Origin of the sequence: Prosthecobacter sp. (genome assembly GCF_046154365.1) — a bacterium.
Taxonomy (GTDB): Bacteria; Verrucomicrobiota; Verrucomicrobiia; order Verrucomicrobiales; family Verrucomicrobiaceae; genus Prosthecobacter.
In genome coordinates, this window is record NZ_JBJXFV010000112.1 from 46484 (window position 1) to 58577 (window position 12094).

The 12094-nt window shown below is 60.8% G+C and carries 11 protein-coding genes; 5 read left to right on the forward strand and 6 right to left on the reverse strand.

Annotated features, from left to right (window positions below):
* Position 1 precedes the first annotated feature (1 nt).
* Positions 2 to 271, forward strand: a complete 270-nt coding sequence (locus tag ACKVY0_RS14755) for a DUF4160 domain-containing protein (RefSeq protein WP_409215585.1) — start codon at positions 2 to 4, stop codon at positions 269 to 271.
* 8 nt (positions 272 to 279) lie between these two features.
* Positions 280 to 594, forward strand: a complete 315-nt coding sequence (locus tag ACKVY0_RS14760; protein WP_409215586.1) for a DUF2442 domain-containing protein — start codon at positions 280 to 282, stop codon at positions 592 to 594.
* 9 nt (positions 595 to 603) lie between these two features.
* On the opposite strand, the gene ACKVY0_RS14765 is transcribed toward ACKVY0_RS14760, so the two are convergent.
* The 3 genes from ACKVY0_RS14765 to ACKVY0_RS14775 form a co-directional block, all read right to left on the reverse strand.
* Positions 604 to 2241 carry a TIGR03790 family protein gene (locus tag ACKVY0_RS14765; protein ID WP_409215587.1) on the reverse strand — a complete coding sequence of 546 codons (1638 nt, stop codon included), beginning with the start codon at positions 2239 to 2241 and terminating at the stop codon, positions 604 to 606.
* A 72-nt stretch (positions 2242 to 2313) separates the two neighbouring features.
* Positions 2314 to 3096, reverse strand: a complete 783-nt coding sequence (locus ACKVY0_RS14770; RefSeq protein WP_409215588.1) for an MBL fold metallo-hydrolase — start codon at positions 3094 to 3096, stop codon at positions 2314 to 2316.
* Between the two features lie 366 nt (positions 3097 to 3462).
* On the reverse strand, positions 3463 to 4350 hold the full coding sequence (locus ACKVY0_RS14775) for a polyphosphate kinase 2 family protein (RefSeq protein ID WP_409215589.1): 888 nt from the start codon (positions 4348 to 4350) through the stop codon (positions 3463 to 3465).
* Positions 4351 to 4377: 27 nt separating this feature from the next.
* Here ACKVY0_RS14775 and ACKVY0_RS14780 point away from each other — a divergent pair, with 27 nt between their 5' ends.
* Positions 4378 to 5898, forward strand: a complete 1521-nt coding sequence (locus tag ACKVY0_RS14780; protein ID WP_409215590.1) for a hypothetical protein — start codon at positions 4378 to 4380, stop codon at positions 5896 to 5898.
* Positions 5895 to 8708 (forward strand): PVC-type heme-binding CxxCH protein, encoded by a 2814-nt coding sequence (locus ACKVY0_RS14785; RefSeq protein ID WP_409215591.1) that lies wholly within the window; start codon positions 5895 to 5897, stop codon positions 8706 to 8708. The genes ACKVY0_RS14780 and ACKVY0_RS14785 overlap by 4 nt, the downstream gene beginning before the upstream one ends.
* A gap of 57 nt (positions 8709 to 8765) precedes the next feature.
* On the opposite strand, the gene rpsU is transcribed toward ACKVY0_RS14785, so the two are convergent.
* The 3 genes from rpsU to ACKVY0_RS14800 all read right to left on the reverse strand — a co-directional run bounded on the left by rpsU (position 8766) and on the right by ACKVY0_RS14800 (position 11198).
* Positions 8766 to 9005 carry a 30S ribosomal protein S21 gene (gene rpsU, locus ACKVY0_RS14790; RefSeq protein WP_409215592.1) on the reverse strand — a complete coding sequence of 80 codons (240 nt, stop codon included), beginning with the start codon at positions 9003 to 9005 and terminating at the stop codon, positions 8766 to 8768.
* A 276-nt stretch (positions 9006 to 9281) separates the two neighbouring features.
* On the reverse strand, positions 9282 to 10553 hold the full coding sequence (locus tag ACKVY0_RS14795) for an adenylosuccinate synthase (protein ID WP_409215593.1): 1272 nt from the start codon (positions 10551 to 10553) through the stop codon (positions 9282 to 9284).
* Positions 10554 to 10697: 144 nt separating this feature from the next.
* Entirely contained in the window at positions 10698 to 11198 is a 501-nt protein-coding gene (locus tag ACKVY0_RS14800; RefSeq protein ID WP_409215594.1) for an FHA domain-containing protein, read from the reverse strand.
* 120 nt (positions 11199 to 11318) lie between these two features.
* On the opposite strand from ACKVY0_RS14800, the gene ACKVY0_RS14805 reads away from it, so the two are divergent.
* Positions 11319 to 11765: a hypothetical protein gene (locus ACKVY0_RS14805; protein ID WP_409215595.1), complete on the forward strand. Its 447-nt coding sequence runs from the start codon at positions 11319 to 11321 to the stop codon at positions 11763 to 11765.
* Positions 11766 to 12094 lie beyond the last annotated feature (329 nt).

Sequence of the window (12094 nt, forward strand, 5' to 3'; positions counted from 1 at the left end):
CATGCCGGAGCTTTCGCGATTTTATGGGATCATCATTCGGATGTATTCGGAGCCGAATGAGCGCCATCACGTCCCTCATTTTCACGCCTACTATCAAAACAGCACGGCGGTGTTTTCCGTCTCGCCAGTGGAACTCATCACCGGTGAGCTGTCGCAGCGGCAACGCCGGCTGGTGGAGGCATGGGCGGAGCTGCATGTGGAAGAGTTGCTGGCGGACTGGCGGCTTCTGCACGATGGTCGCAGACCGCAGCCTATCCTGCCGCTGCAATAATTCGCGCCATGAACCATCCCATTCACCGCATCACATCGTTCGAGCGTGCCGGCGGCTATTCCTTGCTGCTGAGGTTCGCTGACGGTTTGTCGCGCGTCATTGATTTCGAGCCGTTGCTGGAAGGCGAGCTATACGGACCGCTGCGCGATTCGTTGGTGTTTTCACGAGTGATGATCGATCCCGAGGTTCACACGATTGTGTGGCCGAACGGCGCGGATTTTGATCCGGCGACGCTCCATGACTGGCCGCAGCATGAAGCAGCGTTTCGTGCCGCTGCGCAGCGGTGGAAACTGGCCGAGTTGCAGCAGCTTGAACTGGTTTGAGGTGCCGCCTCATCCTCCCATGTCCTTGAGCATGGCTTCAACCGCGGCACGGGCCGGTTGATTTTTGTAGGCGTCGTCTTTGAGCACTTCACGCAGCAGTCTGCGGGCGGCATCGGCTGTTTCGGCGCGGCGCAGCATCTCGGCGCGGTACAATTGCAGGCGAATCAAATCCGTGACCTCCCGCGTGGCGAAGCCGGCGTGTTCGAGGAGGTCGATGGCCTGCGGCAGTTTGGATTGCAGCGCGGAGAGCAGGGCGGTGAGTTCGAGAAGCGGCGTGCTTTTGCGTTTCTCGGCGAGTTCAGTGAGCGCAGTCTTGATGTGCGCGTCGGTTTCTCCTGCGAGGCGCAAGGCCATGCCCTGATAGAGCGCGTAATCGCGGTCGGCACCTGCGCCGAGCTTCGCACCGATGCCTTTGCCATACGGGCGATAGAGCGGGTCGCCGAGGACGACATTCATCCACGACAGCGCGGGCGTGGCGTTCCAGGCGGCCTCACCGACGGTGTAGCCTTCGAGCAGGCGCTTGTTGAAGACATCGAAGTGCAGCGTGAGCGAGAGATAAGGCTCAAACACGTTGCCGAAGGTGACGGCGGCACCTTTTGAGAGCAGGGGGCCGACCCAGGCCTTGTCGTGAGCGCGGATGATGCTGGCGCTGAACGAATGCAAGTGGCAGGCGATGGCGCCGCGCTTGAATTGAAACGCGGGTGAAGCCAGTGCGCCGGTGATGTGATCCGTGTACCAGCCGAAATACAGAATCGTGTCGGGCAGCGGCCAGGCCTCTCGCAGCACGGCTTCGGAGCGGTCGATGAAGACAGGAATGCCGGCACGTCGGTAGGAATCGGCGCTGTTCTTGAGCCACCCCTCACCCTCCTGATACGCGCCGGATTTTTGGGCGAGATCAATGACGGCGCGGCCGAGCAGTCCGGTTTGCTCGGCGTGAATCGCATCGTCGATCATGCGTTTCACGGTTTTGTCATCGGGACCATCGAGTCTGCCGACGATCAGCAGCCCGGTGGAGCTCTGAGAATGCGGGAAGCGTGCCTGCTGGTCGAAGTACGGATTGCGCAGGCCGCCTTTGATCGGCGGCTTGTTGAGGCCGAGCACGGTGAGTTCCGAATCGACACAGGCTTCGTCTTCTTCGGACTGTTTTGGGTTCTGCGCTTCACGGCGGATTTGAAACGGCACGCCGCGCATGAGCACCAGCACGCGCACCTGCGAAGACAGAGCCATGGGCGAGCGGATGCCTTCACCGGTGAGCGGTTTGCCCGGCAGCGGCGGCGCGGCGACCCACCAGTGCTTGGATTCGAAGTGCTTGAGCAACGGCTCGCGCAGCAGCGAGTCGAACTCGCCGCGTGACATGGAGTCTTCCTGCGGACAGCGCAGGCCGATGACCCGCTCTTTTGGAATGTGGCGTTTCTCGGCGTAGTGGTTCGCGAGTTCTTGTGAACCGGGAAAGTCGGGATTGAAAACAACGGCGGTTTCAGCCGCCGCATCCCAGTCGGCCAGGAGCTGGGCATGCATCGGGGTCACGCTGAAGCAGGCGAGAACGATCAGCAGCAATGACGAATGATGAATTCCCGAATGACGAACGAATGACGATACCTGAATGACGAAAAAGGCCGTCATCCGCCATGGGTTGTTCGCGGACATGCCGTGGGTTTTGTCATTTGGCATTCGGATTTCCTTCGTCATTCGTCATTCTGGTTTCGTCATTGGCCTCAATCACGTCCACTCCAGCCTCAGGCCGTCGTAGGCGATGTTCACGCTTGGGGGCAGTTTGGAATCTTCGACCGCGTGCATGATTTCGCATTGGATGTGGGTGAACCAGGTCTGGCGTGGCTGAAGTTCGCGCTGCACCGCCAGCGTTTCCTCAAAGTTCATGTGCGTGGGGTGCGGCGTGTGGCGCAGGGCGTCGATGATGAGCGTATCGACACCGCGCAATGCTTCGAGCGACTGCGGCAGCAGTGTTTTGCAGTCTGGGATGTAGGCGCAGAGTTTTTTGCCGCCGCGTGAGAAGAGAAAGCCGATGGTATCGACCTTGCCGTGCTGGACGGGCAGGGGAGTGATGGTGGTCTCGCCGAGATGAAACGGGCCGTGAATCGGTTTCGGGAATGGCTTGAGGTAGCCGCGGTAACGGTTCTCGCCATCGAAGGCATAGGCAAACATGCGCTCCAGCACCGCGAGGCATTCCGGGGTGCCGTAGATCGGCATGAAATGATCCGCCTCGACGGTGAATCGCCGCAGATCGTCGAAGCCGGTGAGATGATCCATGTGCGGATGCGTGAATAGCGCGGCGTCGAGCGTGCGGATGTTTTCGCGCAGGCACTGCATGCGGAAATCCGGCCCCGTATCGACCACCCATGCGGCCTCCGGCGTCTGAAGGTAAACCGAGCAGCGCAGCCGCTTGTCCTTCGCGTCCGTGCTGCGGCACACCGAGCAGTCGCAGCCAATCACCGGAATGCCGACGGAGGTGCCGGTGCCGAGGAAGGTGAGCTGCAGTTGCATGTGTGGGTGGTTCGCGGGTTTGGAATGAGGCGGGAACTTCGGCCATGCTGGCGGATTTTTCACCGTGGTTTTATTGAAAAGGCACCTTCAATCCATGCCACCGCCCTTGTTTGAAGCCTCGCCCTGTTTGTCTCGGGTGATTGTTCCATAAACGCCAACCAATTTTCGGATGGATCTACCGCAGATTCAGGAAAGCCGCAGATTGAATGCATGATACTTCGTGCGAAATCGCGACCACACTCCCAAGCAGTCGGGCGCTGCTGCGAAAATGCTTCCTGAAAACCATCGGCGCAGCAGACACCCAACCTACGACCTGACCGCAATGCATCAGGCTGTTCACTATCGGCTATTCGCGTCAGCGAAACGTCAGCGCTCCGCCAACAGAAAACGCTTCGCTGCTTGCAGATGCTTTTTCTGCTCCGGCGGCAGCTCGGGATACTTCAGTTTCATGCTCTGCATCTCCTTGAGGATCGCGGCGCTGACGATGAGGCGCATGTTTTTCTTGTCGTCAGCAGGAACGACATACCACGGACACTCCTCGGTGGCGGTGGCGTCGATGGCGTCTTCGTAGGCGGCCATGTAGTCCTTCCAGTGACCGCGTTCGCGCACGTCGCCCTCCTCGAACTTCCAGTTCTTGCTGGGGGTGTCGATGCGGGCCAGGAACCGCTTCTTCTGCTCGTCCTTGGAGACATGCAGGAAAAACTTCACGATACGGATGCCGTTGCGGTGGCTGTAGCTTTCAAAGTTGCGGATGTCCTTGAGCCGGTCGGCGAAGAGTTTGTCCACATTCTTCGTCGTCTCCGCAGGCAGCCGCTGGATCTTGGTGACGATCTCAGGATGCACCCGGCACACGAGCACCTCCTCATAGTAGCTGCGGTTGAAGATGCCGATGCGGCCACGCGGCGGCATCACGCGCGTGGTGCGCCAAAGGAAGTCGTGATCGAGTTCATCATCCGTGGGCCGTTTGAAGGCCTGCACTTCCACGCCCTGCGTGTTCACGCCGCTCATCACATGCTTGATGGTGCTGTCCTTCCCGGCGGCGTCCATCGCCTGAAACACCAGTAGCAGCCCCTGCCGGTCCTGCGCATACATTTTCTGCTGCAAGTCGTCGATCTCCGTGCGGAACTCGGCGATGAGCGATTCAAAATGCGCATCATCCTGGTACAAATCCTTCACCTTGGTCTTCGCCTTCTTGATGCGAAACGGTTTGCCATCGGGCACGCGGAAGTCGTCGAGATCGAGCTTGAGTTTCATGAGTGATTAACGGCAGGATTACCAGCAATGCGTCACGATGAACAGAACGAACTGCAAGAAGGCGGCGACGCCGCGAGTTTTTTCGGCCTCATGCACCTCCCGCGCATCCTTGGCATCACTCTCCTGCTCAGCGCCAGCGCATGGGCGCAGGTGAGTGGTGATGTGTCGGATTTGCAGGCAGGCCTGGTGGCGAAGTGGGATGAGGTGATGCCGCTCGACACCGAGAAGATATTGCGGCTGCCGGCTGATACGGAGGGAATGAAGCTGGAGGACTTCGCGGTGGCATTCGCGTTCCAAGTCGAGAAGGCACCTGACATGGAGCATGGCAGCCACATTCTGGCTCTGATCAATGAGTCAGAGAGCGGGCTGCTGGACTGGCATCTCGGCACGACTGGTTTTTCCATCAAACTCGAAGGCCGTGGCTTCGGACATCCAGTTTCCGTCTCGCAGCCCATGGAGGGTCGCTGGTGGCAGGTGGTGCTCAATGTGAAGCGAGACGCCCGACAGGCGCTTTCGGGCATCTGGGTGAACGGCGTCGAGATGAACTCCTGGCGCGAGGCTCCTGGTCCCATCTTCCTCACCAAGGCGTTGTTTGATCCGTGTAGCCGAGGACTTGGTGGCCAGATTGCCAATCTGCGGCTCTACAATCGCGCTTTGACTCGTCCGGAGATTTTCGAACTTGCCGCGATGCCGACGATGGCGAGTTTGAAACCGAAGCTGTCACCATTTCCAGGCTCCATGAAGCTGATGACCGAGGAGGGCATCGCCGTGCTCGGCGGCACGGAGGCGGTGGTGGTGATGGAGGATGGGACGATGGAGGCGCTGATGCTGACGCAGTTTCCAGGCAGCCGCGTGAAGATGCGCAGTCTTGCTTGGGAAGCAGACACGGTGTTTCGCCAAGATCGTCCGATGAACTTTGGCGGCTTGAAGCAGCAACTGCTGCGCTCTGGTGCCACGGCGGCGATGCTGATGTTTGGACGGCAGGAGTGTCTGGAGCGCGGAGAGGCCGGACTGGCGGAGTTTCGTGCGGCGCTGGAGAAGCTGGTGACGTTGTGCGCGGAAGTCACACCGCGACTGGCGCTGGTGGAACCGCCAGCGTTTGAAGCTGAGCTGTCGAAGCACAACGCGACGCTGAAGAAGTATGCAGCGGTGATGGCGGAGGTCGCGAAGGCGCATGGGGCGTTGTTTGCGGCTCAGGATGGCGGTTTGAAGCCGGGATCGACTCGTGATGGACTGAATCTGACTTCCACGGGCGCGGCGCAGCTTGGGATGAGTGTGGCGGCGCTGTGCGGAGGCGATGTGAAGGCACCGGATGGGCGATTGAAGACGCTGATCGGCGAGAAGAACAGGCTGTGGCATCGCTACTGGCGTCCGGCGAACTGGGCGTTTCTGCATGGGGATCGCACGGCGCAGCCGAGCAGCCGGGATCATGTGGATCCGACACTGCGCTGGTTCCCGAGTGAGCTGGAGCATTTCAAACCGCTGATCGAAGCGAAGGAGAACGAGCTATGGAAACTGGCGAACGATCTGGGAGGGAAGCTGCCGTGAGAAAAGTACTTCCGAGCTTCAGCTCGTTCTGGTTGGCATGGCTGTGCACGACGTGCATTCTCGCCCAGCAATCGAAGAAGAAAGGTATCTCCGTCGGCGAACCGCCGCCGGATCATTCGCCGGAGGCGGAGTTGAAGTCGTTCAAGGTGCTCGACGGCTTCGAGGTGAACTTGTTTGCGAGCGAGGCGGACGGGATTCCGAATCCCATCGCGATCCGCTGGGATGAGCGCGGGCGCTTGTGGGTGCTGCAGACGAGCGATTACCCGCAGGCGAAGCCCGGGACGGTGTCGGACGACAAGATCATCATTCTGGAAGACACGAATCACGATGGACGTGCGGACAAGCGCACGGTCTTCACCGGCGGGCTGAGCCAGCCGATGGGCATGGAGCTGGCCCCGCGTGATGCGGGTGTGAAGTCGCCCAACGGGCACTCCGTGTATGTCGGCGAGGGCGAGAAGCTGTGGCTGATGCACGATGACGATGGCGATGATCGCGTGGACCGGCGGGAGGTGGTCTTCAGCGGCTTCGGCACGGGAGACACGCATCAGTGCCTGAACAGCTTCATCTGGGCGCCCGATGGTGCGCTGGTGATGCATCAGGGCCTGCACTGCTACTCACGCGTGACGACGGTGCATGGCACGAAGACACTCTACGGCGCGGGCTTCTGGCACTACTACGCGAAGAGCGGGCGGCTGAATCCGTATCCGACCGGCATGCCGGCGAACGCCTGGGGCACAGCCTTCACGAAATGGGGCCAGCCGATCATGGTGGCGGGCGCGGCAGGCATGTTTTGGGCGCGGCCGATGGAGGTGAGCACGTCGCTGGAAGAGGACTCGCACGTTTCCAATCGCCACGGCATTCCGCATTTCCTGCTGGAGCGTTTTCAACTGCCCTACAGCGGCCAGATCATCAAAACGGACGGCCTGCGGAAGTTCTGCGGCGTGGACATCGTGGAAAACACGCACTGGCCGGAGTCGATGCAGGAGGAAGTCATCACCGGCGGCTTCTTTGAGAACGCGGTGTATCGCCACAAGCTCATCCCGCACAGCGAGTTCCCCAGCGGCATGGAGGCCGTGGAGCAGCCCACGCTCATCACCAGTGACAACGTGGCCTTCCGTCCGATCGATATTCGTTTTGGACCCGAAGGCGCGCTCTACATCGCCGACTGGTATGATCCGATCATCGGCCACTACCAGGCGAGCTTCCGGCATCCGAACCGCGATGCGACGCATGGGCGGATTTGGCGGATGGTGGCGAAATCACGCGAGTTGGAGAGGAAAGGCGGGCGCTGGGCGGCCTATCAGCAGCATCGTCAGACGGGTCCGACAGGTCCGACGAGTCTGACCAATCCGACTGAAATCGAAAAGGCCACGCAATCCTCCATAGCGCTGGTGCGGCTGGAGGCTGTGGTGGCAGCAGCGAAGCTGAAATCACCCGAAGCCATCAAAATAGCTTTGAAGGTACTCGACAAGCCGATGGACAGCTTCATTGAGCGGGCGTTGTGGCTGACGGTGCATGCGACGGCTCCGCAGTGGAAGAAGCCGCCGTTTGAGATTTTGAACTCGTTACCGCCGAAGCATTTGGCGTTCTTGGTAGAGAAGGAGGGCAGTGCGGAGCTGCTGGGTGTGGTGCGCACGATGCTGGCGCAGAAGGGTGAGTCGATGCCGCCTGAGACGCGGCGTGGCTTGCTGGTGGCGCTGGTGCGCAAGGGCGAGCCGGGTGACATGCTGATGGCGCTGAAGCTGGGCGTGCAGGATCAGGAGGTGCTGGAGGATTTGGCCGCGGCAGCGGCTCAGCGTGGCTTCAAGACACCGGAAGGCGCGGAGCCGCTGCTGCTGGGCGTTTTGAAGGAGGGAAATGAAGCGCAAAAGGCGGCGGCGTGTGCGCTGGTGGGTGCCTGGCGGCTAAAAAGTGCCGAAACAGTGATGCGCGGGCTTTTGGAGGCCGATGGCGGTGTTTGTGCTCCGGCTTTGATGGCGCTCGCGCGATTGGGCGAGCCTGCGGAGACTTTTGAGAAGCATGCGAAGGATGCCAAACAGTCGTGGGCGGTGCGCACGGCGGCTTTGACGGTGCTGGCGGAGAAAAAACCAGTGTTGGCAGGGCAACTGGCGGCGGTGTCGCTTTCGAGCATCCCTGATGCGGAGACGATGCGGGCGTGGCTGGTGCCGTTGTTGTCGCGTGAATCGGCGCTGGGCGCTTTGGCGAAGGCTTTGGATGCCAAGCCGTGCTTTGCGGAAGCAGCGAAGCTGGCGATGACGACGCTCACAGCGGCTGGGCGAGGTGATGCGGTGCTGACGACGGCGTTCGGGAAGATTTTGGGCGTGAAGAACACCGTGCCAGCCTACGATTCAGCCTGGGTGGCTGCTTTGGCGACCGAGGTGAAGGCGCATGGCGATGTGGTGAAGGGGAAGGCGGTTTTCAATGCACCGCTGTCGGGCTGCGTCGCGTGTCACAAGATCGGTGGGCAGGGCGGCATCGTGGGGCCGGAACTAGACGCGGTGGGCCGTGGTGTGCCCGTTGAGCTTTTGATTGAGGCGGTGGTGTGGCCGAACCGGCAAATCAAAGAAGGCTATGTGGCGACGACGTTGACGCTGAAGGACGGTCGCAAGCTGCAAGGCTACAAGGTGAGCGAAGCGGGCGGCGAGATGCAGTTGCGCGAGCTGGCGAGTGGTCAGACGAGCCGATTTACGCCAGCGCAGATCGCCGAGCGTCAGGAAGCGGGCTCGCTGATGCCGGAGGGGCTGATCATGAACATGACGCGGGAGGAACTGCGGGATTTGATCGCGTATCTCGCGGGGCTGGGCCGCTAAAATAAAAAGGGCGGCTCGAAGCCGCCCTTTTTGAAACTGTCTTTTCCCTTCGCCTGGTTAAGCGGGAGAGGTGGGAGCGTCGCCAGGAGCGCCGGGGGCCTTTGGAAGGGTGAAGCGATAGCGGATCTTGCCACGCTTGGCGGCGGCGCGGGCCTTGCGGCGGGTGCGCTGGATCGGGGTCTCATGGGCGCGCAGGCGGCGGACTTCTTCAAGGATGCCGTCCATTTCGAGCTTGGTCTTGAGACGTTTGAGAGCGCGGTCAACGGGCTCGCCTTTGCGGATCTGAATTTCGGTCATAAACGGGTCTGGGTGGTTTGGGAAAAGGGCCGGAAGAGTAGGGGAATGAGGGCGGGCGTCAAATGGAATGTAGGGGTGGTTTCAAGGCTCGTTCTCGTTCTCGATCTCAGCGGGTGGTCGAAGCGTATAAGGGTCGAGATTGATGTGCGGAGTGTGCTGGTGGTTTGGTGGCGATTTGGCTGGCGGTGCGGAAGGATCGAGGACGAGTAGGAGAACGAGGACGAGGACGAGGACGAGGACGAGGACGAGGACGAGGACGAGGACGATTCCTGGGGACTACGCCACCAGGGTCTGTTCACGGTCTGGGCCGACTCCGAGGAGGCTGACGCGGGCTCCGGTGAGTTCTTCGAGGCGCTTGAGGTAGTCTTTGGCCAACTGGGGGAGGTCGGCGAATTTTTTGATGCCGCTGAGGTCCTGCTTCCAGCCTTGGTGGGTTTCATAGACGGGCACACAGGCGGCGAGGTCGGCGGCGGTGCTCGGTGGGTAGTGGATGGTCTTGCCGCGCAGAGTGTAGGCGGTGCAGATCTGGATGGTTTCGAGGCCATCAAGGCCGTCGAGGTTGGTGATGGCGAGTTCGTCGGCACCGTTGATCATGACGGCGTAACGGACGAGGACGGAATCCAGCCAGCCGCAGCGGCGGGCACGGCCGGTGGTGGCACCGAATTCGCGGCCCATGTTGTGCAGCATGTCGCCGAGGGCGTCGTTTTCAGTGACGAAAGGACCGCTGCCGACGCGGGTGGTGTAGGCTTTGCCGACGGCGACGACTTTGTCGATCATGCGCGGCGGGACGCCGGAACCGGTGCAGGCACCGCCGGAGGTGGTGTTGGACGAGGTGACGAAGGGGTAGGTACCGTGGTCGATGTCGAGGTAGGTGCCCTGCGCGCCTTCAAAGAGAAGGTTTTTGCCGGCTTTGATGGCTTCGTGCAGGTACACCGTGGTGTTGGTGATGTGCGGAGCGAGCGTCTTGGCGGCTGCGAGGATGATTTTGACGGTTGCTTCGACCGGGACGATCTCGACGCCAAGGGCTTCGAAAGTGGCGTTGTGGCGGGCAAGGCGCTCGCGGAGTTCTTCTTCGAGAATCTCGGGCTGCGTCATCAAAATGGTGCGCAGGCCGTCGCGTTCGACTTTGTCGGCATAAGCGGGGCCGATGCCGCGGCCGGTGGTGCCGATTTTTTTATCGCCACGCTGAAGTTCGCGGGCTTTATCAAGCCCACGGTGGTAGGGCATGACGAGGTGGGCGGTTTCGCTGATGAGGAGGTTCTCCGGCGTGATGGTGACGCCCTGGCCGCGCAGTTTGGCCATTTCTTCAAGCAGGCCGATGGGGTCCATGACGACGCCGTTGCCAATGACGCAGACTTTGTCCTTCCAGAGGATGCCGGAGGGAATGAGATGCAGGATGTATTTGGTGCCGTTGCTGATGACGGTGTGGCCGGCATTGTTGCCGCCGGCGGCACGCACAACGACGTCGGTGCCCTCGGTGAGGTAATCGACGATTTTTCCTTTTCCTTCATCGCCCCACTGGGCGCCGACAATGATCGTGTTAGACATGGGATTTTTTTCTTGAGATGACGGCGCGAAGGGCCGCAGGGGGATGGGTTCTGGACGCGCAAGCCTCACGATCGCAGCCGGAAAGGACCGCAGGATCGCTCCGTCAACGGAGCCGGGTGCCGCGAATGCGTGCGTGATGCTGGCTTAGGATGCGCCCATTTGCGTTGCGAAATAAACCGCCGCGCCGCAGGCTGCGAGGGCGACGATACCGAGGAGCGTGAGCAGGCCGCCACCGGGATTCTTTTCCTTTACCTTTGGGCCAAAGCCATGCCGCAGCTTGCCATTGTAAGGATGGCTGCCGTAGCCGTTGGACGGGGTGGAGACGGTGATGGTGGGGGCGGTGTAAGCGGCTTCTTCGCCATCGCCGACGAACACGCAGTCCACATTGCCGAGTTGAAAGGCGGTGCCGTGATCTAGCGCGAGGCTCTCGACACGATTGCCACCGACCTTGGTGCCGTTGGTTGAGCCGAGATCGGTCAGCGTCCAAGAACTGCCGTCGTAGGCGACTTCACCGTGGTGGCTGGACACCGAGTCATCGGCCAGGATGAGCTGGTTGTCATCGGCGCGACCGAAGGTCATGCGTTCGGCGTCGAGTTCGAGCGCGCCGGTGGCTCCAGCAGGAGTGGTGAATTGAATGCGAGGCATAGTGCCGGAGTTTTAGCAGGCCGGGGCAGGGGAGGCAAGGGGGGATTCACACGGCTGGCTGCGGGCTTGCGCGGGCGGGTGTTCTCGCTAGGAAGACAGGCAACCATCCCCGCCACCGCTGTGACCCATTTTTTTGAAATCCTCGGCAAGTTCGACACTGAGAGCGACTGCCACAAGCTGCTCTACGCTCCGCACCCGCTGCCGTTGAAGTATCGTGAGGGTCGTTTGTATAAGATCGAGTTCGAGGGCGACGCAGAGGCGCTGACGGCCTTTGTGCAGCGCGTGCTTATTGACTCCATCAGCCAGGAGGCCCGCACCGGCGGCCAACCGGCGTTTGAAAAGGCCGCCTTCGTGCTCGAATACGGCATGAAGGGCGCGGCGCTGGATCTCGAGAAGGAAATGATCCTCAATTACTACCGCAGCATGCCGAATCCCGCCTTTGAGCTCAAAAAGCTCACGCTGCGCACCCGCATCTATGTGTTTGGAGAAGGCGCCGAGCCAGCGCAGTTCGTGCGCGACATCGTGAATCCGGCGATTCACACGCACGAGGTGCTCAAGGTGGCGTGAGGTGTTGTTGATTGCTTTGTGGTGGCGGGGCATCGGTGGGCTTTTGTTGCCGTGTTGCCGAGTGCTCAGTGCTCAGTTGTCGAAGGTCTGGCGTTTTGAGCTGAGCGCTTGGCACCGAATCAAGCTTGTCAAAAACTCACCCTCCAAAAAACTCTCCGCCTCTGCGACGATAGCCAAGCGGCGTTTGCGGCGTTCTGGTTCACGCCATGAACCCGACCACCACCAATCGTCTGCTCTCCCTCGATGCATTTCGAGGTTTTATCATGCTGCTGATGGCCTCCTCGGGCTTCGGCATCGCGCAGATGGCGGCGGCGAATCCAGGATCATTC

Coding starts and splice junctions, on each gene's coding strand:
- ACKVY0_RS14755 (WP_409215585.1), top strand. CDS start 2: ATGCCGGAGCTTTCGCGATTTTATGGGATCATCATTCGGATGTATTCG.
- ACKVY0_RS14760 (WP_409215586.1), top strand. CDS start 280: ATGAACCATCCCATTCACCGCATCACATCGTTCGAGCGTGCCGGCGGC.
- ACKVY0_RS14765 (WP_409215587.1), bottom strand. CDS start 2,241: ATGTCCGCGAACAACCCATGGCGGATGACGGCCTTTTTCGTCATTCAG.
- ACKVY0_RS14770 (WP_409215588.1), bottom strand. CDS start 3,096: ATGCAACTGCAGCTCACCTTCCTCGGCACCGGCACCTCCGTCGGCATT.
- ACKVY0_RS14775 (WP_409215589.1), bottom strand. CDS start 4,350: ATGAAACTCAAGCTCGATCTCGACGACTTCCGCGTGCCCGATGGCAAA.
- ACKVY0_RS14780 (WP_409215590.1), top strand. CDS start 4,378: ATGCGTCACGATGAACAGAACGAACTGCAAGAAGGCGGCGACGCCGCG.
- rpsU (WP_409215592.1), bottom strand. CDS start 9,005: ATGACCGAAATTCAGATCCGCAAAGGCGAGCCCGTTGACCGCGCTCTC.
- ACKVY0_RS14795 (WP_409215593.1), bottom strand. CDS start 10,553: ATGTCTAACACGATCATTGTCGGCGCCCAGTGGGGCGATGAAGGAAAA.
- ACKVY0_RS14800 (WP_409215594.1), bottom strand. CDS start 11,198: ATGCCTCGCATTCAATTCACCACTCCTGCTGGAGCCACCGGCGCGCTC.